This is a genomic window from Streptomyces sp. CLV115 (assembly GCF_038448545.1).
Lineage (GTDB): Bacteria > Actinomycetota > Actinomycetes > Streptomycetales > Streptomycetaceae > Streptomyces > Streptomyces sanglieri.
Genome location: NZ_JBCEWQ010000028.1, coordinates 37,694 through 59,233, shown reverse-complemented (window position 1 = coordinate 59,233; position 21,540 = coordinate 37,694). Strand labels below are relative to the sequence as shown.

Below are 21,540 nucleotides of genomic sequence, written 5' to 3'. Positions count from 1 at the left end.
TTCGGATGAAAACGACCTCTGAAACGCAAAGCAAAGCAGTGGGATGCAGGATCAGAAAGCGGGATTGACGCCTGTGTGCCCCGGGTTCGCCAGGTGGGCGGCAAGCAGCCCCCCTGGCCAGCTGGAGGACGGAGCTTTCCCGGGAGAACGCAAGGCCTGCGAGACCACCACGTCACTGAGGACCGCCTCGATGTCCATCCGGGGCAAGTCTTTGAGCAGTTCGGCCATGTCTTCATCGCCGCCGGTTCCAGCCAGGTTGGTCGTACCGAAGTCGGCCATGACACCCAGCCGGACAAGCTTGGGCAGCACCCCCATACGCTCCGCGATACCTGGAGAAGTATGCAGCGCGACAGCCTCCCATACCTTCTGGACGAGCGGAGCGGGCCAGTCATGGCCGGACAGGAAGGCGTGAGCCGCGTCTGCGCCCTCCACCTCGAAGCGCTGCGACCCGTCGTACAGGTCGGCTGTTCCCGCGTCGTGGAACAAGCAAGCCACGGCCAGCGCTTCGCGTTCGAGCCCGTCGACGCCCTCTCGCCGACCCATATGATCAGCCAGCAGCCAGACCCGTACGCTGTGATTGAGGATCGCTGGCTGAAGAACCCCGCGTACATGTGCGTACGCCGAGTTGGCGATAGGTCCACCGAAAGAGAATTCCATCTGTCCTTGCCTCAGTCCGTTTCGTCGCAGTGATCGCGGTAGCTCCTGAGCTGGGGCGCCGAGCCTGTTGGGCCGCAGCGGGGTGCTGGGCAGTCACTTGGGAAGAGGCTAGGCCCTCAGACGGTCGGACCCTGCCGAAAGGCGCCCCCTCATGAACAGCACCTCGTTCAGTAGTGGGTGACGCACGTCAGGACCTGAGTCGTCCGGGTTCGGGGCTGTGTGGTCCCGTCAGCGGTTGAGGGGTCGGTGGTTTCCCCGGTGGTGGTGCGGGGGTTGAGCCGGTGGAACTCGTCGATGAGTACCAGACGCACGCTCGCACGGTTGTAGGTGTGGCAGACGGCGTCGGTGATCTGGGCCCGGGGCGCCCGGTCCGCTCCGGCGGTCAGGCGGGCTGACCGGTGGGCATGATCGTGATCTGCTGCAGGTTGACGCGCGGCGGCAGCGAGGCGGTGAACACGATGGACTCGGCGATGTCCTCCGAGTGGAGCATGATGTCGTGGATTCCGGCCGTCCACTCCTGCACACCCTGGTCGGTGACGTGGTCGTGCAGCTCGCTGTGCGTCATCCCGGGCTCGATCGCCGACACGCGCACGTGCTTCTCACCCAGCTCGGCGCGCAGGTGGCGGGAGAGCTGCGTGACGTAGGCCTTGGTGCCCGAGTAGACGGCGAAGTTCGGGAAGATGTTCTTCGCGGCGATCGAGGACAGGTTGACCAGGTCGGCGACGCCGCGCTCGGCTCCCGCCGTGACCAGCTGCGGGACGAACGCGCCGATGACGTTCATCAGGCCGGTGATGTTCAGGTCGATCTGGCGCTGCCACTGGTCGGTGCGCAGCTCCTCGACGGGGGCCGGGAGCATCACTCCGGCGTTGTTGACGAGCAGGTCGACGGTGCCGAGCTCCCGCTCGATCCGCTCGGCCGCCGCCCGCACGGCCTCGGCGTCGGTGACGTCGACGGCCAGGACGATCGCGGTGCCGCCGGCCTGCTCGATCTCGGCGGCCAGCGCCTCCAGGCGGTCGGCGCGGCGGGCCAGCAGGGCCACCTTGGCGCCGCGCGCGGCCAGCCGTCGGGCGGTGGCCTCGCCGATACCGCTGGAGGCCCCGGTGACCACGGCGATACGGCCGGCGAGGGTGGTGTCGGTGATCAGTGTGGACATGAGGTGGTGCTCCTTCATCGCTGTCGGCGCGGATGTCTCCCGCCGCCTCATCCAGAAGACCAGGCGCACAGGCGCTCGCGGCGGCTGTAGCCGGCCCGCTCCCGCCTGGTTCCACCAGTACCAGGTTGAGGGCCGGCAGCCTCACCAACGACCCGCACAATGGACATACGGAACAGATCACGGAGGCCGGATGAAGCAGACTGCGGAGCTCGGCGCGTTCCTGCGCTCCCGCCGCGCCCGGCTGCGGCCCGACGACGTCGGGCTCGCACCGGATGCCCGCGCCCGGCGCGTGGCCGGGGCTACGCCGTGAGGAACTGGCCCGGCTTGCCGGTATCAGCACCGACTACTACATCCGCCTCGAACAGGGCCGCAGCGGCAACGTGTCCGAGGAGATCCTGCACGCCCTCGCCGAGGCCCTGCGCCTGGACCGGACCGAGCGCGCCCACATGATGAACCTGGCCGCAGCCGGTACCGGTCCGCGCCGCCGCGCTCCGGAGCGCCCGCAGCGGGTCCGCCCCGGCCTCCACGAGGTACTGGACATCCTGGAACACGTACCCGCGTTCATCCTGGGCAGGCGCACCGACGTCCTCGCCGCCAACCGGCTCGCCCGCACAGTGCTCACCGACTTCGACGCACTCCCGGCGAGCCGGCGCAACTATGCCCGCTACCTGCTTCTCGACCCCGCCGCACGGGAGCGCTGCCTGGACTGGGAGCGCACGGCGGCGGAGACCGTGGCCATGCTGCGCCTTGATGCCGGCCGCCATCCCCACGACCGGCAGCTGACTGCCCTGATCGGCGAACTGTCCGTGCACAGCCCGCAGTTCCCCCGCTGGTGGTCTGACCACCAGGTCCAGGAGCGCAGCCACGGCGTCAAGCGCTACCGCCACCCCCTCGTCGGCGACATCACCTTCCGCTACGAATGCCTCTCCCCGCCGGACGACCCCGACCAGACCCTGTGCATCTACACCGCGGGCCCCGAACCCTCCGACCGGGAGAACCTGGCGCTGCTCGGCAGCTGGACCGAGCGGGACACCACGCGCACAGCCGGCGCCGCACCCGGTACCGAGCGCGGATCCCCACCCCACCGGCCATAACGCTCTGCTCCCGAAGTTTCCCGTAGGCGGACAGCGGCACGGCACTTGAGAGGCGAGCAGTCATGGAACCCGGACGGCACATCGTGTTCGTCGTGTTCGACGGCATCAAGATGCTCGACGTGGTCGGCCCGGCGGAGGTGTTCGCCGAGGCCAATCTGTTCGGCGCCGACTACGTGCTCGGCTATGCCTCGCCGTCCGGGGAGCCGGTCGTCACCTCTGTGGGCCTACGCCTTCCTGTCGGCGGGAGGGCGGCCGATGTGGCCGGGGCGGACACGGTCGTCGTCTCGGGTGGCGACGTCCTGGTCACTCGGGCCGTCCCCGCCGATCTGACCGAAGCGATCCGCATGCTCCGGCCCCGTGCCCGGCGGCTGGTGTCGATCTGCACCGGATCGTTCGCCCTTGCCGCCGCCGGGGTCCTGGACGGGCGGCGGGCCACCACCCACTGGCGGCACGCTCGGCTGCTCTCCCGCGCCCATCCCGATGTCCGGGTGCAGCCCGACGCCCTGTTCGTCGAGGACGACGGCATCGTGACCTCGGCAGGCGTCTCCGCCGGCATCGATCTGGCCCTGGCCCTGGTGGAACAGGACCATGGCGCCGACCTGGCGCGGAACGTCGCCCGCAGCCTCGTGGTGTTCATGCAGCGCCCCGGCGGGCAGTCCCAGTTCTCGGCGCCGTTGGAGGTACGTCCGCCCCGCACACCGGCCCTGCGCTCCGTGGTCGACCTCGTAGCGGCGCAGCCCGGGCTCCCGCACACCGTCGGCTCACTGGCCGCCCTGATCGGCGTCAGCCCGCGCCACCTGGCGCGGATGTTCACCGCCGAGCTGGACATCACTCCGGCGCGGTTCGTCGAGCAGGTCCGTCTCGACCATGCGAAAGCGCTGCTCGACTCGGGCAGCGGGGTGGCCGAGGCGGCGCGGGCTGCCGGATTCGGGAGCTCGGAGACGATGCGCCGCACCTTCGTGGCCCGCCTGGGCGTCTCGCCGAGCGGCTACCTGGCCCGGTTCGCCACCGCCCGACGCGACGGCGACGACACGGCGGCCCGCGCCCGCTGACCCCTTGCGAGGACGCGGCCACGGTCCGCGTCCGGGCGGGTCCGGATCTGTGGGATGCCCGGCAGTTTGCGCAGTGGGCCGGACGGTGATCTGGAGGAACTCTGGAAGCAGTCCACTACACACCCGACCAAGGAGGACCCATGGCGGAGAACATCGCGGGGATCGTCATTCCCGACACCCGGCTGGTCCGCGAGGCCACCGACCTCGTCCTCGACGCCGCCGACGAGACGATCTTCAACCACTCGCGTCGCGTCTACCTCTGGGGATCGCTGAAAGCAGCCGCGCGCGGACTCGAAGCCGACCCCGAGCTCGCCTACGTCGGCGGTCTCTTCCACGACCTCGGCCTCACCCCGGCCTACGCCACCAAGGACCGGCGCTTCGAGCTCGACGGCGCCGAGGCCGCCCGCGCCTTCCTGCTCGACCACGGCCGCACCGAGCAGGAGGCCCGCAATGTCTGGCTGGCCATCGCGCTGCACACGACACCCGAGATTCCGCTCCAGCTGGCTCCGGAGGTCGCCGTGGTGACCCTCGGTGTCGAGACCGACGTCCTCGGTCTCGACCTCACCGAGATCACCGAACAGCAGCGGGCCGAGGTCGTCGCCGCGCACCCGCGCCCCGACTTCAAGAACCGCATCCTGAGGGCCTTCTACGAGGGCATGGCCGAGCGTCCCGACACCACCTTCGGAACCATGAACGACGACGTGCTGGCCCACTTCGACCCGTCGTTCAGCCGGAAGGACTTCGTCGAGATCATCCGGAACAACCCCTGGCCGGAGTGAGGCAGCGCTGAGAGAGCGTTTTGTCCTGGCGGAGGTGTCTGGCGGTCCGTGCTGGCAGACGGTGTACCGACGTTTCGCCCAGTGGAGCCGGGACCGGGTCTGGGCGAGGCTCCACCGTGTCGTCCTCGACGAACTCGGAGCCTGTGGCGAGCTGGACTGGTCCCGGTGCGCCATCGACTCCGTGAGCCTCCGGGCCTCAAAAGGGGGCCACTGACGGGACCGAATCCGACCGATCGCGGCAACGCGGGATCGAAAATCCACGTGATTGTTGACCGGAACGGGCTGCCGCTGTCGCTGGGCGTCTCCGGCGCGAACATGCACAACAGCCTCGGCCTTGAGCCGCTCGTACGCGGCGTCCCGCCCATCCGATCCCGGCGGGGCCCACGCCGCCGAAGGCCCGACAGGCTTCACGCGGACAAGGGCTACGACTACGACCACCTGCGCCGATGGCTCCGCAAGCGCGGCATCCGACACCGCATCGCCCGCAAGGGCATCGAGTCCTCACAACGACTCGGACGCCACCGCTGGGCGGTCGAGCGGGCCATGTCCTGGCCGGCCGGCTGCCGACGTCTGCACCGCCGCTACGAACGCAAGGCCGAACACTTCCTCGCCTTCGTCGGCACAGCCTCCGTACCCATCTGCCATCGCCGCCTCACACGCAGTTGACGGCCTAAAACACTTCAGGCAGGGCGGTTGCGATCCAGAAAATCCCGACCAGAATCCACCCCCCTCCCACCAGACGAAACGTCCCAGCCGTAGCGCTTCCCATTGACACGCGACAGGAATAGTAGGAAAAGATCCGATCTGCGAGGTTCCACAGGTTCGCCACGAGGCAGATCCCGAAACCCGCGACGACGGCTCCAACCACGACAGCAAGCATCAGCCACACTTCCTACACTCGCGCATTCAACAGATGATTCCCCATCTTCATGCCCCACTGTCCGAGCGGCCGATCGCGCAACGAACCCGATCGCTGGCCCTCGTTCAAGCGATCCGTCACAAGAAACGACGTCTAACGAGCTGGTGCGTGATTATGTTGGAGACGCAAGGGGTCTGGGCTGGGGTTTGTGTCAGCCAGTGGTGTTGCGGTCGGGGACGAGGCCGGCGATGGCCCGGTAGGTGACGGGCAGGGTCTCCCGGCGGTGGGTCCAGCGGACCAGTTGCTTCCAGCGTTTGTGATCGGCGAGGGCGTGTTCGACGCTGATGCGTTTCGAGGGGTGCCGGTGTCGGGCCTGTAGGCGGGCTTCGAGGGCCTCGGGAGGGCTGATCTTGTTTCCCTTCCTGGGCGGGGTCACCGCCTGGCCGGGATGGTCGCGGCGGAGCGCGGGGTAGCCGTCGTCCAGGAGGGCCTCCACGTCGCGAGAGTGCCGGAAACGGGGACCGATGCCTTCGTTGCGTGCGGCGGTCGTGTCATGCATCCGCCCTGGCCGCAGGGCGTCGGTCCAGAGCGTGCGGCCCTGATGGTCGGCGACGACGGTGGCCTTCATCGTGTTCTGTTTCTTCTTGCCGGAGACGAACGCACGGCGCCCGCCGCGGCCGGACGGGGGCCGGCGGACCTGGACCTCGGTGGCGTCCGGCCGCGGCTCGATGCCCTCGGCCTGGGCGTATGCGAATACATCCGCCAGGGTCCGCAGCCGCAGGCCGGGCCGGTCCGGGACCGCGCATCCCCGCTCGGTCAGCAGCCCTCGTATCTCGCCGATCGCACGGGTGATGGTGGAGCGGTCGACGCCGAACAACAACCCCAACGCCGCATGCGGCACATCGTGCCGCAGGTGAATCAGCGTGGCCACGAGCCGGTCGACGAACACCAGCCGATGCCGGGCACCGGCTCCCGCCCCGCGCTTCCTGGCCCCGCCACGAGCTTCGTGACGACGCCCCTCGACCACGGCCTGCCACGATCCCGCCAACTCCTCAACCAGGGCGGCGAGATGCCTCCGGGAGACCCCTGTGAACACCTGATGCGTAAGAACCGTCCGACTGAGCATGATCGCCACATCCGGATCATGCCACCCACCAGCAAGAACACATCACCCGCAATCACGCACCAACTCGTAAGAGCTCGCGCGGATAGGGGTGCGGTCATGGTTAGCGGTTCGGGCTGGCTTTGTTCACTTCCAGCAGCAGCATTTGTTCGTCGGTTCGGGAGACATCTGGCGCGTGGAAGCGTCGGGAGTGTTCACGAGAAATGACGTCGGGGCATGGGCGGCTCGCCTGTGAGGAAGGCGGCCGGGTAACCGTATAGGACACCGCCGCGGGTGGGTCGCGGCTGGGCGCCCGGCGATGCGGTGACGAATGGCCCCGTGGTGGGTCTTACTCGCGGTCGGGTACGCCCGGCTTGAGGAGCTGGAGGGCGAGGGTGTCGGCTGCCCATCGCTCCCATGCGGCTGGCGTCCAGGCGCGGTCGCGGGTGAGGGTGAGGAAGAGTTCAGGGCTGAGCAGGGCGTAGAGAATGTCGGCGGTCTTGTCGACTGTCAGGCCGGGCCTGGCCCCTGGCTTGTCCAGCAGCGCTTTGGCCGCTGCGGTATGCACGGTGTAACGCGGATCTCCGTGTTCGGGCCATACCTCGCGGAGCTCGGGGTGGGCAGCGGCTGCGGCGCGGACCATCTCGGAGATGGCGGCGACGCGCTCCAGGATGGTGCGGCTGCCAGTCACGAGTGCGGCAAGGCCGCTGTCGGCGTCCGGCGCTTCCGCGACCTGCGCGAACCAAGGGCGGTCCATCGTTGCCACCGGCGCGTCATCGCCCGCGATGGCTACATCGACCAGTTCCTTCAGCAGCCCGGGCTTGTTACGGAAGTTGAAGTAGATGGTCTGGATGGCCACGCCCGCGCGGTCGGCGACCTGCTGGAGCGTGGTAGCGCCATAGCCGTTCGCGACGAACAGCTCAGTGGCGGCGGCAATGATCCGCAGACGTGTACGGGTGGCCCGGTCCGGCTGAGGCGGCTTGACATCACTCATGACTAGAGCCTACATCTAGAGTCGACTTCTAGAGGTCGACTCTAGAACCGTGCGTGAGGGAGAACCCTGATGTCAGCGATCGCCAACCAGGAGCAAGCCAAGGCGTGGAACGACTGGGAGGGCCGGCTCTGGGCCGACCACCCTGAGCGCTACAACGCAATGCTGGACGCCTTCAACGTGCCGCTGTTCGCAGCGGCCGACATCGCCGCCCACCACGCTGTTCTGGACGTCGGCTGCGGCACCGGGCTCACCACCCGCCTGGCCGCCCGCCACGCGCACCGCGGCCACGCGCTCGGCGTCGACCTGTCCGCGCCCATGCTGGAACGGGCCCGCCAAGACGCAGCCGCCGAGAACATCACCAACATCGCCTTCGAGCAGGGGGACGCGCAGGTCCACCCCTTCGCCGTGCCCGGCTTCGACACCATCATCAGCCGCGGCGGCGTGATGTTCTTCGCCGACATGGTCGCGGCGTTCACCCACCTGCACGACGCCCTGGCGCCGGGCGGGCGCCTGGCCTTCCTCGGCCCACAGCCCGGCGGCCCTCACAGCGCCTACGCGCGGGCGACCGCGGCGCTCGCTCCCTACCTGCACGAGCCCTCACCCGCCGCGCGCGGCATGGGCTCCCTGCTGGACCCGGCACGGATCACCGAGGTGCTCACGGCGGCGGGCTTCCGCGCCATCGAGATCACCCCGGTCAGCGCGGACATGGGATTCGGTGCAGACGCCAGTGACGCGGCCGACTTCATCTTCTCGATGGGACCCACCCACCACAACCTGCGAGACATGGACACGGCCACGGTGGCCGCACTACACGCCCAGGTGCAGGACGCCCTCGGTGAGTTCGAGACGCCGCAAGGCCTGCGCATCCCCGGCGCCGTGTGGATCGTCACTGCCGCACGCTGAAGCCCGCCCGTCGCCCCGCGTGGGCGACGGGCCAACGGCAGAGGGCTTCGACGCCCGCTGACCTCGGCGGTCGGACGAGCCAAAAAGCTTCTTGAGCAGACGCCCATACTTTCTCCCCGACGGAAGCGATCCGATGCACGAACTCGTCAACACCGCACAGTTCGAGGCCTGGAACGGCGACGAAGGCCGACACTGGAGCGAGCACCACGACCGCTGGAACGCGATCAACCAGGGCTTCAATCAACCGCTGCTCGAAGCCGCCGGGATCGGCCCCGTGGACCGGGTGCTCGACATCGGCTGCGGCGCAGGCCAGACCACCCGGCTCGCCGCCCAGGCTGCCTTCCACGGCGCGGTTCTCGGCCTCGACCTTTCCGGGCCCATGCTCATCAGGGCACGTGCCCAGGCCACCGAGGAGGGCCTGGACCGGATCACCTTCGAGCAGGGCGACGCCCAGGTCCATCCTCTGCCCACATCCGCGTTCGACGTGGCCATCAGCCGGTTCGGGGTCATGTTCTTCGACGACCCGGTCGCCGCGTTCAGCAACATCGGCCGGGCCCTTCGCCCCGGCGGCCGACTCGCCTTCGTCTGCATGGCCGACCCGACCCGCAGCGAGTGGGTGCCCGTGTTCGGCACAGCACGCGCCTCTCTGCCCCTGCCTCCCCACGAGCCGGCCACCCCCGACGGGCCAGGGATGTTCTCACTCGCCGACCCCTCTGTCATCCACCGGATCCTGGACACAGCCGGCTTCGACAAGGTGCGCACCGAACCCGTCGAGACCCTCAGCGACTTCGGACGCGACGCCCACGACGCAGCCGAGCACCTGCTCGGATCAGGCCCCGGCCGACACCTGGTCAAGCTGCTCGACTCCGCGAGCGGCGTCGACAGCGCGGGCCGACCGAGCGGCACCGACAGCGTACGAACCGCGTTCACCGTCGCTCTTGCCGCCCACGAGCAGCCCGCAGGCGTCCACCTCCGCACCTCCGCCTGGCTCGTAACCGCGACGCGACGCTGAGCATCGCCGCCCGGCCCGCCACTGGGGAGACCTATGCCCGCGCTGCCATCATGGCTGACCGAACCGCTCTGGAACCAATTCGCGGCTCTGCTGCCCGAACGGCCGGTGTATCACCCGGACCATCCGCTCGGCTGCCACCGCCCGCGGATCAGCGACCGGGTCATCTTCGACAAGCTCCTGCAACTGCTGTGCTTCGGCTGTTCTTACGAGGCGATCGCCGACCCGACCTGCTCGGCCACCACGATGCGAAACCGCCGCGATGAGTGGATCCGACTCGACGTCTTCGCCCGGCTCAAGCAGATCGCGATGGAGTTTTACGACCGAATCGTCGGCCTCGTCCTCGACCAGATCGCCGTCGACGGCTCCATCACCAAGGCCCCCGGAGGCGGCGAGGTCGCCGGACGCTCACCGGTCGACCGCGGCAAACAGGGACTCAAACGCTCGGGCATGACGGATGGATACGGCATTCCGCGGGGCATGTCCTGGCTGGTGCCAACCGCCACGATTCCCCGCTGCTCGCCCCACCCTGGACCGCCTGGACGACCTCGGCCCGTTGCCCGAAGACATCACCGTGCACCTGGACGCTGGTTACGACTCGGACAAGACACGCGCTCTGCTCAGCGAACGCGGTCTCCGCGGCCGCATCGCGCACAAAGGTGAGAAAGCACCGATCCAGGCCAGTCAGCGTTGGCACGTCGAACGCACGCACGCCTGACAGAACGCCTTCCACCGACTCGACCGCTGCTACGAACGCCGCGCCATCGTCATCAACGCCTTATTCGACCTTGCCGACACGATCAACACCGTGCGTAGCCTGATCCGACGAGCATGGACAACCCACCGCTGGGACGAACGCCCGAACCGCCAACCATGACCCCGCCCCTATCCGCGCGAGCTCTGAGAAGGCCCAGACCGAAGGGTCTCTGGCCTGGGCCTTCCGCGCTTGCTGGAGGACAGATGACCCTCCGAGGGTTACTTCACGTCGACGTAGTCCGCCGCGGAGGCGACCGCCGGGGTCGTGGACGTGCCTGCGAAGGAGTAGCGGAAGTAGCCGTCCGCCGTGGCCTTCGTCGTCGTCCTCAGGGTGCCCTTGCTGTCCGTCGTGACGGTCTTGAGGGTCTTGTAGGTGCTCGTGCCCTTCTTCTTGAACTGGAGCTTCACCGGCTGCTTGGTGTAGCCCCCGTACTTGTAGGTTTCCCAGTTGGCGCGGGTCAGGGCACCCGTGACGGTGATCGTCTTGTTCTTCTTCACCGGTTCCGGCGAGGCGTTGACCGTCAGCCTGGAGTTGCGCAGGACCTTCGCCTTGGCGACGGAATCCTTGGTGATGTAGTCACCGTCGTTGGCCAGGGCGTGGGCTCTCACGGTCCAGGTCCCGGCCGTGGTGTTGTCCTGGGGATGGATGCGCGGGTTCATTTTCAGGGTGTAGGTGCAGGTGGTCGTGGTGAAGCTCTGGCGCACGCACTTGCCCGCGATGTTGTCGGGGATCACGAGACCGTAATAGTCGCCGTTCGGGAGGGGCGTGTGCCACAGGACCGGGAAGGTCCTTCCGACCTCGATGCCCGAGTCGTCCGTGGCGGTCACCGCGATGGTGAACGTCTTCACGTCCGTGGTCCCCAGGACGATGTCCTTCCCTCCGTTGACGACCACCTTCGTGATCCTGATGTCGCCCGAGAAGTCGTCCGCCTGGGCGGCCGCCGGAATCGTGAGCGCGGACAGGGTGAGCGCCCCGGCGAAGCCTGCCACGGTGGTGCGGTGATGCATGAAGGCGTTTCCCCATGTTTCGGCGCCTCAGGAACGTTCCGAGGCGGAGCTGACAATGCCCACCCGGTGCGCGGGTGGCACGGACATGACCGTCAGGTCGCAGGAATGGTTGCCATCGATCACGCGGCTGCCAGGACGAGCGCGGGGCTCACGCCATCTTCCGGCCCCGGAGTGTTCCGGCCGCGGTTTACTGGCGAGGTCGCGTATTCAACTGTCGCCAGTTCTCCGAGAAGTCCAACCGACTGGTGACCTTGTGTGATCGTCAGCGGCGTACGGCTCCGCGTCCCGCCGGTCTCCTTGACGAGGCGGTTGGTGCCCCCGTCGTGGTAGCCGAGAGCGTTCGCGACGACGGGGCAGGCAGTTCGGGGAGCTGCAGTCGGATGACGGCACTGCGGGCGGCTGCGACCGGGACATCGATCCCGCCCATGAGCGCGGAAAGGTGGTAGGGGCGGGCCGGCTGGGGAAGAGCCAGCGGGGTGCCTGATTGGTGACGCAGAACCGGGTGCCGTCGGTCAGCGTCTGACGATCCGGTCGAGGACGGTGGCGATGCCGGACTTGACCGCGTCGCGGCGGTGGAGGGGTTCCGCGGGCAGTTCGCTGGTGGGGCGCACGCCCCGGTCGGCGAGGACGTAGAGCAGGCGCAGGGTGCGCAGGCAGTTGCTGATGTGAGCGGGCACCGGGGTGCTGATGCGGTCGGCCCCGAAGCGGTCGGCGATCGGATCCAGCCAGCCAACGGCGTCGCGCTCGCTCAGGTCGGTGCGGGTGAGGACCCGGGCGATCGCCCGAGCCAGGCGGTCGTCCTCCATCTGGTCGTAGACGTGGTCGGTGGGCGCCGTCAGCCGCGCGGCGGCGAGGTCCAGCATCCGCACCGGCGCCACCTCGGGGTGGCAACCGAAGCCGGCAAGCAGGTCCGCGCCGTGTGCCACCGCGTGAAGCCAGCCGAGCGTTTCGTCGTGGCCGCGCAGATCCTGCTCCGCCGGGTACCAGTGCTCGAACGCGTCCACCCAGCCGGCCTTGAGGTCCCCCGCGGCCACCAGCATGTCGAGCACGAGAGGCGCGAAGGTGCGCGCCTCGACCCGCGGGTCGGTGAACCGGGTGGCCATCTCGTCCCCCAGCTCCAGCCGCCGGGACGTCCCGATCGTCCCGCGGGCGATCCAGGTCGCGAGGACGGTGTAGGGCGCGCCGTCCCGGACCAGTGGATCGGGATCTGCCAGGGCACGGGACAGCTCGCGGACGAGCTCGTCCATGGTCCGGTCAGCGGGCACGGCACAGTCGGCGGCCTCGACGCTCTTCCAGTCGGTCATGGCGGGCAGAATAGGTCCTTGCCGTGGCCACGCACCTGCGAATTATGTCCAGGTATCCATCTCAACCCGTCAACTGCCTTACCGGACTGAGAAGTTCTGGCGTCTGTATCACCCTGCCGCCGAAGCCGGACAGGGTGATGCGCAGCGGCTCGGTCCAGCACGTGATCGCCGCAGATCCGTGACCGGCCGAAGCCAGACCACTGGTCACGCGGCGCTTCGAACATCCATGTCAGACCGTGCGCCAAGCCCGCGTCGGCGGTCGTGGCGGATGACGTCACTCTCGGGCGTTGCCCTCCGCCGCGGCCTGGTCATAGCGGTCCTGGAACGGCTGGAGACGGGCACACAGCTCCATGCCGAGCTCCGTCTCCGCCCCCTCCACCCGGGCCCGCGCCTTCTGCACCCCAGGGTCGGACAGCAGCAGGGCGGCCTTCTCCGCCTCAGCTGTCTCCACCGGGCTGGACGGCTTCGGCACAGACGCCGCCGGGACAACTCCGTTGCTGGTCAGGGCGATGGACTGAAGGTCGATCTCGTCGGCCTGGACGAGCAAGACATCGGCGAGGGTGCCCACGGTGCCCCCGCGTCGAGCAGCGTCGTGCCACCTCCGGACGGCGCCCATGCCGGATCGCCGCCGGCCGCGGAGTCGTCCCAGGAGGCCGCGACGCTCCGCAGCAGAGCAGCGACCTCCGGAGCCCGGAAGCAGACCTGGCCGTCACTGCCGCGCAGCGGCCGGAGTTCCGCCACGATCTCGGGCTCGCTCACGCCGCCCACTCCAGCCCGAGGCCGGCCAGCGCGGCGAGCTTGTCCGTGCTGAGCTTGGCGCGCCTGGTCTTGGTGTTGGACAGGAACACCCCAAGCTTCACCTCCGACCCGTCCGGCAACGCCTCTACGTGGGCCCTGGGAACCCGCAGGTGCCCTTCCCGGGCCTTGTTTCTGCACCCAGGGGCCGCAACGCCCTTCTCGAAGGCGCTCACAGGCGCTGCGGACGGCCCGCCGGGCATGCCCGGCTCAGCCGGGGCCTCCGGGAGCACGATGACGGGAAGCGGGGTGACGCCGATGGCCTCCAAACGGCGCTCGCCCAGCAGGCGGTCAAGCGGCTGCGTCTGGCCGGTCCGGCGGTGGCGAGCCCCCGGGCTGCGGGGCGGTACGTGGTCGGGATGCCGATGTGGATGTGGGTGACCACCTCGATGTCGTCGTACGGGCCCGCGACCGCGAAGGCTACGGCGGGCGGCGTCACCGTCACCGCCACGGCAAAAGTCGCGTCGATCCGGTGGGACATGGGCGACGGCACCACCGTCACCTGCCACGGCCCCGGCACCCCGTACACCGCCGACAAGGGCAAGGTCCTATCCCCGGACTGCGGCCACCGCTACGAGCGCACCTCGGCCGGCCGCCCGGACGACCGCTACCAGGGCACCGCCACCGCGACCTGGACCGTTATGTGGACCGCTCCCGCCCCCAGTGACGGCGGCACGTTCACCGAGACCCGCCAGACCACGTTCACCGCCGTGGTGGGCGAGGTCCAGGTCATCAACTAGGGCGTGTCTGACAAAGGTTGAGCGTTCTGGCTGGAGCTCTGGTCCCGTGTCGCGTTTTGAGTTGCTCTCGGATGCCCAGTGGTCGTTGATCGAGGGATGTTCCCGAAACCGACGGGATGCCCGGGCCAGAAGGGAGTGGCCGCGACGTAAAATCGCGGTGAGGGCGAAGCGCCGGGCCGAGATTCCGGCACCGGTGTGAGGGAGGGGCCAGGATGTTCGGTTCGAAGAAGAAGCTCAACGATCTGATGGCGCAGCTCAGGCCCGACCTGAGCCGGGAATCGCTCGGCGTCGGGCCCGGCTTCCCGGGCGTCGCCCCGAACCCGCTCCTGAGCGGTGATGCACGGAAGCGCAATGCGGAACTGCGTACGGGGGCGCTTGCGCTCGGCGTTCTCGTCGACTGGCGGGAGGTCAACAGCAGTCCACGCGTGGTCCTGATGTTCGATGTGGAGACCGCCGACGGCATCTTGTTCCGCGGTATCGCAGACGAAGACCTCACGATCACCGAGCTCACCCGACTCGCCCCAGGACAGACGTTGCCCGTGCGCTACCGGCCGGCCGTCATGGACCACTACGTCGCCCTTGCCCGGGACGCGGACCCCGCCCATGTGCAGCAGCTCTCTGATGAGATCGCGAGCCGCAAGCGGACCTGACCCGAAGCCATTGGCCGGGTGTGGGCTGGACGGCCCATGGTCGGGTCCGTGGTCGGGCCCGACCACGGGCCGACGTAGGCCGACCACGGCCCCGACCACCGCAGGCCAGGGACCAACACGCTGCCCTGGGCCACGATCCCGGCCGCCGCGCAGGCACATCGTCCGCCTCACTGCCAACGACGTCATCGACGACGGGACCACGGTCACCGTCCGGCTGGGAGACCCACCCGCCCCACTTCCAGAGCCTGTTGCCAACCTGATGCGGGCCTACGCCCAGTCCTGCCAGCATCTGCCCCATGCCAGCAGCAGGAGCTCACAGCGGCTCTTCCCCGGACGCCGGCCCGGACAGCCGATGAACCCGGTCAGCCTTCAAGTGCACTTGCGCGAGATCGGCGTCCCGCCGCAGCGCGGCAGGACCTCTGCAATCCGACAGCTCGTCTTCCAAGCCCCGGCTCCCGTCGTCGCGAAGGCCCTCGGTCACCACGACAAGACAGCCACCCGCCTGGTCACCGAAGCCGGAGGAACCTGGAGCCGATACGCTCCCGGCGACCACACGCGGTGATCGCGCCTGAGGTCGGTTCGCCGCTCCACACGCTCGCGAGATCAGTCGTCTGGCGGAAACTCCCGGTCCAGAAGCTGTAGTACCTCCTGCTGCCGCCGATAAAATCCGGGCAGCAGGGGCTGCACGAGAGCGAGATGCTCCGTAATCGACAAGCCCCGGTGAGCGGGCGGCTGCGCCGACCTGCGTCTGACGGTTCCGGTGTCCGCCGTCCAGTGGCACCTGGGAACTACCAACCGCAGCTCGCTCAAGCTTCCGGTGGCCTGGTGAACACCCCTTGTCCCCGCAATGAGTGGCGCACCTGATCGGCCGGCGGGTGTGGAGCTGGAAGCTCTTTGTGCTAGTTGCCGGCCTGTTGCACGTTGATGACGAGCAGGGCGATGTCGTCATTGCGGGGTGCGCACTGCGTGGCGTGTTGGACGAGAATGTCGGCGAGGGTCTCCGCCGTTGCGCCCGGGGCCTGTGCGAGATGCTCGGCGAGGTCGGCTATGGCATCCTCGATGTCCACCCCGGGGGTTTCGACGAGTCCGTCGGTATAGAGAGCAAGCACGGTGCCGGGCGGCAAGGCGATTTCGCTGGTCGTGTAGTCGGCGGACGGGTCGATGCCGAGCACGAGGCCGGGTGGCAGGTCGAGGACTTCGGTGTGTCCGTCGGGGTGACGCAGGAGCGGTGGAGGGTGGCCGGCGGTGGCCAGGCGGGCACTGTGGTGTGCCAGGTCGAGGTGGATGTAGACGCAGCTGGTGAACAGGCCCGGGTCCAGGTCGATGAGCAGGCGGTTGGTGCGGGCGAGGACTTCGCCGGGGGATGCACCCGCGGTGGCGTGGACTGCGGTTCTGACCTGTCCCATGAGGGCGGCGGCATTGACGTTGTGACCCTGTACGTCGCCGATGGCGGCGGCTGCGTTCGTTTCGTCGAGACGGATGAGGTCGTAGAAGTCGCCGCCGATGTCCACGCCGTGGGTGGTCGGGAGATAGCGGGCGGCCAGTTCCAGGCCGGGGATCAAAGGCAGGGCGTGAGGCAGCAGGGCGGCCTGCAGGCTGTGGGCGAGTTGGTATTGGGTGTCGTAGAGGCGGGCGCGTTCCAGGGCTTGGGCGACCAGGCCGGCGATCGAGGTGAGGATGGCGCGCTCTTCTGTGGTGAAGGGGTGGGGCCGGTCGTAGGCGAGCACCATCGAGCCGACGGTGCGGCCGGAGGCGATGAGGGGCAGGAATGCCCAGGCAGCCATGTCGTCCTGGAGGACGGCGGGGGGATAGGCGCGCTGGAGATCCGCGAAGGTGGCGTAGAAGGCAGGAACGCTGGTGGCCAGCACGCGCGCGGCGGGGGTGTGTGAGGTCAGGGGGGCGGCGTCGAAGCGGTCCATGAGTTCGGTGCGGTAGCCGCGATGGCCGATGATCCGCAGGCGGTCTTCCTCCGCGGTCATCAGGGCGAGGGCCTGGATACCGAAAGCGGGCATGATCTGGCGGGGGACCCGGTCAACCACGTCCTGCACACCGACGGCTTCGGTGAGCGTCGCGGCCAGGTGCAGCAAGTAGTAGAAATACCTTGCTCGGTTCGGCGTGACCGGCGACGCGGCACGCTGCGCCTCCGGTGTGTTCTCGGCACGGGCCGTGGGGGCCGGAGTGATACGGATACTGATGCCGGAGGCATCCGGATGGAGCTGGAAGGACAACCAGTGATCCGGTGGGCGCCGGGCGGTGAAGGACGTGGTTTGGCGGCTGACCACCGCGGACCGGTAACAGTCCTCGAAGGCCGGGTCGTCCAGCCACGGCAGCGCCTCCCAGGGGAGCGCGCCCAGCAGGTCGGGGATGTCCGCTCCGACCAGTTCTGCAACAGCAGTGGTGATGAAGGAGATCCGGCCTTCCGGATCCAGCGCCAAACAGCCCCCCGGCAGGCGCTCGGCAAAGTTGGCTGCGGCCATTGCCTCACCCGGAGAGGGCGTGTAGGAGCGGTACGCCGACAGTACTCGCGGCTCCGCTTCGGGCAGCACCGGGCGGCCACTGTCGGCGGCCCGCCGCAGGAGAAGCCCGGTGTGGCGGCAGAAGACATCGATCGCAACACGCTCGTGCTCGGACAGCTGCGGCGGATGCGAACCGGGCCAGAGCAGCACCAGCCCGCCCCGATCGGTATCGCCCGTGGTGATCGGGGCTGCGGCCACCGCAAAGTGGTACGGCAGCACGAGCGCGGGCCTCGGGTAGCGGCGGGCCATCTCTTCACGGCTCCCGACCCACACCACGCGTCGCTCGCGTACGGCCTCGGCCACTGGGACCGGTGCCGCCAGCCTCACCTCTGCCCACGGTGCGACGATCTGCGGCGGGATCCCCGTCAGCACGGCCATGCGCAGTACGGTGTCGCCCGACGGGAGCAGGTACACCACGCCCACAGACGCACCGGTCTCATGCACGACCCGGACCAGGGCGGGGTCCAGCAACCCCAGGCCCGAACCCGCTGCGGGGGTGAACGCAACCTCTCGCACGTTCTCACCATCCCTCAGCGGCACCGGACCGGGGCCCCTCATGCGCCCGTAGGGATTCCGGGCCGTTTCAGCTCTGATGCCGAGGCCGACACCGGTCCTGGCTGCCCACCTGCCGGTGCTGGCGATGGCATGTCTCACCAGGCACACTGAGAATTACGCATATATAGACAATACGCGCAACGCCTGTCGTGGTCGCTGCCGACGTACGGCGTCGCGCGCACCCGACCGGCCCCGCCCTTCGGTAAAACGGGCCCACCAGCAGGTTCAGTCGGCGCGTGGTCGGCCGGACCGGTGCATGAGCAGAGGCGTGACAACGCGTAGTGGCCGGGCCAGTCGACCCCGGCGCCGTCCGACCGGCTCGGCGGCCGGCTTTCGCTGCTTCCTCGCGGCCGCGCGGCGAGGCGTCCGTCGACGGGTACGAGGGGCAAGCCGCCCCGGCGCTTGGGACGTCACGCAGCAGCCGACCGGGGCTCCTCCAGTATCTCCGCGACCTTTCGCGTCAACCCAGCTACCTGCTGGTAGCCGGTAGCTGCCCAGGGCCTCGACGTCGTGCAGCCGGGTGCGCAGTCCGTGGCGGCTCGGCTGCGTGAGCAGCCGCCGCCGGGCACCAGTGGCCCCGAACTCCCGCTCGCGCCCGTCATCGGGATCGGCTCCGCCGGGCGAATCGTCACCGTCGACCTCGACGCGGAGTTCCCGCACATCCTGGTCAACGCCAGCACGGGTGGCGGCAAGTCGGTGACCCCGCGCAGCATCGCCTGCCAGATGCTCGACCATGGCTCACTCGTGTTCGTCCGACGACATGGCGCTGCCGGGCTTCCGGATCGCCCGGGGTGGATCAGTGGGGCTGGGCCGTGCCTGGTGCCGGCAGGGCCACCTGTGGGAGGCGGGGGTCGGGGGTTGTGGGGATGACGTCGGTGGTTTCCACCAGCCATCGGAGGACGGCGTCGTGCAGGCGCCGCTCGATGTCCGCGTGGGCGGGGTCGCCCGCGAGGTTGGTCTGCTCGCGCGGGTCTTTCGTGCGGTCGTACAGCTCGGGCTGCTCGTAGAGCCGCCATACGTACGTCCAGTCCCTGTCCCGCACCGCGACCGCCTTGCCGACCAGTTCGGGCTGTTCGTGCTGGAGGGCTCCCTTCAGGTCGTAGGGGAAGCCGGGGCGTTCCATCTGCGGCTCCTCCTCCGTCGTGAAGCCGCCTTCGGTGAAGGCATACGTGCGGTGCGCGGCGTCCGGGTCGTGCAGCAGAGGGGTGAGGCTGCGGCCGAAGTGGCGGTGCGGGGCCTCGATTCCGGCCAGTTCCAGGACGGTCGGCAGAACGTCGATCATCTCCACCATCGCGTCGCTGACCTGGCCGCCGGTGAATCCCAGGCCGCTGATGATCAGTGGGTCGCGGGTGATGCAGTCGTGCATCGCGGAGGGCCACTTCTCGATCAGGCCGTAGTCGCCGAGGTATTCGCCGTGGTCGGCGAAGAAGAGGGTCACGGTGTCGTCGGCCGCGCCCGCCGCCTCGACCGCCCGCGTCACCCGGCCGAGCTGGTCGTCGAGGCGGGCGATCATGCCGTAGTACGTGGCCACCACCTCGCGCCACTGTTCCTGGGTGACCTCGCCGAGGCCGTAGCGGTCGCGGATCGCCTGCATGAAGCGGGGTTCGCCGGAGGGGTCGCCGGGGGCAGCGGGGTCGGGTACCGCTGCCCGGTCGAACCGGGAGAACCAGGGCTCTTCGACCTGGAACGGGCAGTGCGGGGCCACCAGTGGCACGAAGAGCACCCAGGGGTTCTCGGGAGGGTGGGCGAGCCACTGCTCGGCGGTGCGTACGGCGGCCTCGTCCGGGTCGATCCGGCCGTCGTCGGGCACCTGGCCCCGGTAGAACAGCCGGGACCAGACGCCGTCCGGGTAGTCCCCCTTGTATCCGGCGGTCGGCAGCGTGGAGAAGCCGTATTCGTGGACGCTCTGCTCGGTGACGCCGGGCGCGAAGGTGTCGCCCCGGGCGCCCGCCCAGGTGACGTGATAGCCGGCCTCTTTGAGGAGCCGGAGCAGGTTCGGCTCGTGTTCCTTGAGGAGGTTGGTCAGGGACCGGTGACCGGCGGTGTGCGGGTACCAGCCGGTGAGGATCGATGCGCGGCTGGGCGAGCACACCGGGTGCTGGACGAAGGCGTTGGTGAAGCGGGTGCCGCGGGCAGCGAGCGCGTCGATGTGCGGGGTGTCTACGTGCTCGATGGCGTCGGCACGCAGCTGGTCGGGCATGAAGACGACGAAATTGGGGCGTGAGGTCATGGTGGGGCCTTTCACAGGGTCGCGGCCGTGGCCGACCGGCGGTCGAGTTCCGCCTGGACCGTGGCGGCGTCGCGCGGGTACGTGCGGTAGAGCAGGGTGATCAGAAGGGCGCCGATCGATGTCAGCACGACGACGAACCAGAGGAAGGCGGTCCGGAGGCCGAAGGCGTCACCGACGAAGCCCACGCAGAGGGTGGTGACGGCCCAGCCGGCGGCCTCGACCGAGAGCATCAGCGCGAAGGCGGCGCTGCGCAGCTCCGGCAGGACGGCTGCCATCATCAGTGGTCTGTTGATGCCGGGCAGGGCGCTCTGCACAGCGGCGACCAGCGCGAACAGAAGGAAGTAGACGGCATGTGACGACCATGCGATCTGGGTGGTGACTGCCGCCATGGCGACATACGCGAAGAGCACGCACTGCATCACCCGGATGCGTCCGGTGCGCGGGTTGCGTCGGTGCAGCCGGTCGGTGACGACGCCGCCGAGCAGGGTTCCCACGATGTACGCGACGGCGACCGGGAGGGTGATGGTGGAGGCGGCGGCGTTACTGAGACCCCTCTCCTCCACCAGGAACGTCACGCCGAAGGCCAGCAGCACGAACTGGCCGGTGAACAGGCGCTGGCCGCAGATGACGAGCAGCGTGCGGTTGCGTATCAGTTCCCGCACCCGCGCCCAGGTCAGGTCGCGCTCGCGCACTGATGGGCGAGCTCCGGCGCCGAGCTGGGGTTCGGCGGCGCCGACGCCCGGGTCTCGCAGGAAGAGCAGGACCAGGATGCCTGCGACGACCTGCAGGGCGCCTGCGGCGAAGAAGCCGTAGCGCCAGCCGTCCTCGGTGTCCGCGAGCTGGCCGAGCAGCGGACCGGACACGCCCACGCCGATCGCCGCCATGGCGTAGAGGAAGGCGGAGGCCCGGCCGCGTGTGCCGTCGTCGAAGAGGTCGGCGAGCAGGCCGTTGGCCAGCGGGCCGCCGCCCGCGACACCGGCTGCGGCGATGGTGAAGAGGATCAGCAGCTGGATGTAGTTCTGGGCGAGTCCACATGCCATGGTCCAGACGCCCCACAGTCCGCTGCACACGGCGAGGACCGTCTTACGGGAGTATCGCTGGGCCACCAAGACCCATATGGGTCCGAGGAAGACGGCGACGAGCTTGCTGACGGAGGTGAGGGCGCCGAGCGCGGCCAGGGGCAGGCCGAGGGCGGTCCGCAGGGCGGGGAACAGCACCGAGACGACGCTCGATTCACCGTTGTCCACGCTCAACAGGCCGCCGAGCAAGGAGACTTGGCGCCAGCTGCCGGGGGCCGGGCGGTCTGTTCCGGCCGGGATGGCGGGGGAAGGAGAGAGCGAGTCTGCTTCGGTCGGCATCATGCGACTCCTTTGTCGGTGCCGGG

At 69.0% G+C, this 21,540-nt stretch carries 17 protein-coding genes and 3 pseudogenes; 9 read left to right on the top strand and 11 right to left on the bottom strand.

Annotation, left to right across the window (positions count from 1 at the left end):
* Positions 1–51: 51 nt before the first annotated feature.
* The 3 genes from AADR41_RS13235 to AADR41_RS13225 all read right to left on the bottom strand — a co-directional run bounded on the left by AADR41_RS13235 (position 52) and on the right by AADR41_RS13225 (position 1,810).
* Positions 52–657 (bottom strand): HD domain-containing protein, encoded by a 606-nt coding sequence (locus AADR41_RS13235; protein ID WP_342281564.1) that lies wholly within the window; start codon positions 655–657, stop codon positions 52–54.
* 167 nt (positions 658–824) lie between these two features.
* On the bottom strand, positions 825–968 hold the full coding sequence (locus AADR41_RS42875; RefSeq protein WP_446751027.1) for a hypothetical protein: 144 nt from the start codon (positions 966–968) through the stop codon (positions 825–827).
* 71 nt (positions 969–1,039) lie between these two features.
* Positions 1,040–1,810: an SDR family oxidoreductase gene (locus AADR41_RS13225; protein ID WP_342281563.1), complete on the bottom strand. Its 771-nt coding sequence runs from the start codon at positions 1,808–1,810 to the stop codon at positions 1,040–1,042.
* A 190-nt stretch (positions 1,811–2,000) separates the two neighbouring features.
* On the opposite strand from AADR41_RS13225, the pseudogene AADR41_RS13220 reads away from it, so the two are divergent.
* The 4 genes and pseudogenes from AADR41_RS13220 to AADR41_RS13205 all read left to right on the top strand — a co-directional run.
* A pseudogene (locus AADR41_RS13220) lies at positions 2,001–2,904 on the top strand (helix-turn-helix transcriptional regulator).
* Positions 2,905–2,966: 62 nt separating this feature from the next.
* The gene (locus tag AADR41_RS13215) at positions 2,967–3,956 is read left to right on the top strand and encodes a GlxA family transcriptional regulator (protein WP_342281561.1); all 990 of its coding nucleotides are present in this window, start codon (positions 2,967–2,969) and stop codon (positions 3,954–3,956) included.
* Positions 3,957–4,096: 140 nt separating this feature from the next.
* Entirely contained in the window at positions 4,097–4,735 is a 639-nt protein-coding gene (locus tag AADR41_RS13210) for an HD domain-containing protein (RefSeq protein WP_342281560.1), read from the top strand.
* A gap of 58 nt (positions 4,736–4,793) precedes the next feature.
* Positions 4,794–5,401: pseudogene (locus tag AADR41_RS13205) on the top strand (IS5 family transposase); the annotation flags it as partial.
* A gap of 404 nt (positions 5,402–5,805) precedes the next feature.
* Here AADR41_RS13205 and AADR41_RS13200 read toward each other — a convergent pair.
* Positions 5,806–6,720 (bottom strand): transposase family protein, encoded by a 915-nt coding sequence (locus AADR41_RS13200; RefSeq protein WP_342281559.1) that lies wholly within the window; start codon positions 6,718–6,720, stop codon positions 5,806–5,808.
* A 325-nt stretch (positions 6,721–7,045) separates the two neighbouring features.
* Positions 7,046–7,690 (bottom strand): TetR/AcrR family transcriptional regulator, encoded by a 645-nt coding sequence (locus AADR41_RS13195; protein WP_342281558.1) that lies wholly within the window; start codon positions 7,688–7,690, stop codon positions 7,046–7,048.
* Positions 7,691–7,759: 69 nt separating this feature from the next.
* Here AADR41_RS13195 and AADR41_RS13190 point away from each other — a divergent pair, with 69 nt between their 5' ends.
* From AADR41_RS13190 to AADR41_RS13180, 3 genes and pseudogenes are all read left to right on the top strand, one after another.
* Complete coding sequence (locus AADR41_RS13190) at positions 7,760–8,593, top strand: class I SAM-dependent methyltransferase (RefSeq protein WP_342281557.1); 834 nt, start codon at positions 7,760–7,762, stop codon at positions 8,591–8,593.
* A 133-nt stretch (positions 8,594–8,726) separates the two neighbouring features.
* Positions 8,727–9,605: a class I SAM-dependent methyltransferase gene (locus AADR41_RS13185; protein ID WP_342281556.1), complete on the top strand. Its 879-nt coding sequence runs from the start codon at positions 8,727–8,729 to the stop codon at positions 9,603–9,605.
* A 33-nt stretch (positions 9,606–9,638) separates the two neighbouring features.
* Positions 9,639–10,479 (top strand): annotated as a pseudogene (locus AADR41_RS13180) (IS5 family transposase).
* A 98-nt stretch (positions 10,480–10,577) separates the two neighbouring features.
* Here the strand turns inward: AADR41_RS13180 and AADR41_RS13175 are convergent.
* From AADR41_RS13175 to AADR41_RS13165, 3 genes are all read right to left on the bottom strand, one after another.
* On the bottom strand, positions 10,578–11,366 hold the full coding sequence (locus AADR41_RS13175) for a calcium-binding protein (RefSeq protein ID WP_342281555.1): 789 nt from the start codon (positions 11,364–11,366) through the stop codon (positions 10,578–10,580).
* Between the two features lie 512 nt (positions 11,367–11,878).
* Positions 11,879–12,670, bottom strand: a complete 792-nt coding sequence (locus AADR41_RS13170; RefSeq protein ID WP_342281554.1) for a DUF2785 domain-containing protein — start codon at positions 12,668–12,670, stop codon at positions 11,879–11,881.
* A 274-nt stretch (positions 12,671–12,944) separates the two neighbouring features.
* Positions 12,945–13,238 carry a hypothetical protein gene (locus AADR41_RS13165; RefSeq protein ID WP_342281553.1) on the bottom strand — a complete coding sequence of 98 codons (294 nt, stop codon included), beginning with the start codon at positions 13,236–13,238 and terminating at the stop codon, positions 12,945–12,947.
* Positions 13,239–13,842: 604 nt separating this feature from the next.
* On the opposite strand from AADR41_RS13165, the gene AADR41_RS13155 reads away from it, so the two are divergent.
* Both AADR41_RS13155 and AADR41_RS13150 read left to right on the top strand, forming a co-directional pair.
* A complete protein-coding gene (locus AADR41_RS13155) occupies positions 13,843–14,205 on the top strand; it encodes an ATP/GTP-binding protein (RefSeq protein WP_342281551.1) in 363 nt (120 codons plus the stop codon).
* 212 nt (positions 14,206–14,417) lie between these two features.
* Entirely contained in the window at positions 14,418–14,855 is a 438-nt protein-coding gene (locus AADR41_RS13150; protein ID WP_342281550.1) for a hypothetical protein, read from the top strand.
* A gap of 899 nt (positions 14,856–15,754) precedes the next feature.
* Here AADR41_RS13150 and AADR41_RS13145 read toward each other — a convergent pair.
* The 3 genes from AADR41_RS13145 to AADR41_RS13135 all read right to left on the bottom strand — a co-directional run bounded on the left by AADR41_RS13145 (position 15,755) and on the right by AADR41_RS13135 (position 21,514).
* Entirely contained in the window at positions 15,755–17,749 is a 1,995-nt protein-coding gene (locus AADR41_RS13145; protein ID WP_446751026.1) for a SpoIIE family protein phosphatase, read from the bottom strand.
* A gap of 973 nt (positions 17,750–18,722) precedes the next feature.
* Positions 18,723–20,156 (bottom strand): sulfatase-like hydrolase/transferase, encoded by a 1,434-nt coding sequence (locus AADR41_RS13140; RefSeq protein WP_342281548.1) that lies wholly within the window; start codon positions 20,154–20,156, stop codon positions 18,723–18,725.
* A gap of 11 nt (positions 20,157–20,167) precedes the next feature.
* Positions 20,168–21,514 (bottom strand): MFS transporter, encoded by a 1,347-nt coding sequence (locus tag AADR41_RS13135; RefSeq protein ID WP_342281547.1) that lies wholly within the window; start codon positions 21,512–21,514, stop codon positions 20,168–20,170.
* Positions 21,515–21,540 lie beyond the last annotated feature (26 nt).

Excerpts from the sequence above, each read along its gene's own strand:
- AADR41_RS13235 (WP_342281564.1), bottom strand. The coding sequence starts at position 657 with ATGGAATTCTCTTTCGGTGGACCTATCGCCAACTCGGCGTACGCACAT.
- AADR41_RS13225 (WP_342281563.1), bottom strand. The coding sequence starts at position 1,810 with ATGTCCACACTGATCACCGACACCACCCTCGCCGGCCGTATCGCCGTG.
- AADR41_RS13215 (WP_342281561.1), top strand. The coding sequence starts at position 2,967 with ATGGAACCCGGACGGCACATCGTGTTCGTCGTGTTCGACGGCATCAAG.
- AADR41_RS13210 (WP_342281560.1), top strand. The coding sequence starts at position 4,097 with ATGGCGGAGAACATCGCGGGGATCGTCATTCCCGACACCCGGCTGGTC.
- AADR41_RS13200 (WP_342281559.1), bottom strand. The coding sequence starts at position 6,720 with ATGCTCAGTCGGACGGTTCTTACGCATCAGGTGTTCACAGGGGTCTCC.
- AADR41_RS13195 (WP_342281558.1), bottom strand. The coding sequence starts at position 7,690 with ATGAGTGATGTCAAGCCGCCTCAGCCGGACCGGGCCACCCGTACACGT.
- AADR41_RS13190 (WP_342281557.1), top strand. The coding sequence starts at position 7,760 with ATGTCAGCGATCGCCAACCAGGAGCAAGCCAAGGCGTGGAACGACTGG.
- AADR41_RS13185 (WP_342281556.1), top strand. The coding sequence starts at position 8,727 with ATGCACGAACTCGTCAACACCGCACAGTTCGAGGCCTGGAACGGCGAC.
- AADR41_RS13175 (WP_342281555.1), bottom strand. The coding sequence starts at position 11,366 with ATGCATCACCGCACCACCGTGGCAGGCTTCGCCGGGGCGCTCACCCTG.
- AADR41_RS13170 (WP_342281554.1), bottom strand. The coding sequence starts at position 12,670 with ATGACCGACTGGAAGAGCGTCGAGGCCGCCGACTGTGCCGTGCCCGCT.
- AADR41_RS13150 (WP_342281550.1), top strand. The coding sequence starts at position 14,418 with ATGTTCGGTTCGAAGAAGAAGCTCAACGATCTGATGGCGCAGCTCAGG.
- AADR41_RS13145 (WP_446751026.1), bottom strand. The coding sequence starts at position 17,749 with ATGGCCGTGCTGACGGGGATCCCGCCGCAGATCGTCGCACCGTGGGCA.
- AADR41_RS13140 (WP_342281548.1), bottom strand. The coding sequence starts at position 20,156 with ATGACCTCACGCCCCAATTTCGTCGTCTTCATGCCCGACCAGCTGCGT.
- AADR41_RS13135 (WP_342281547.1), bottom strand. The coding sequence starts at position 21,514 with ATGCCGACCGAAGCAGACTCGCTCTCTCCTTCCCCCGCCATCCCGGCC.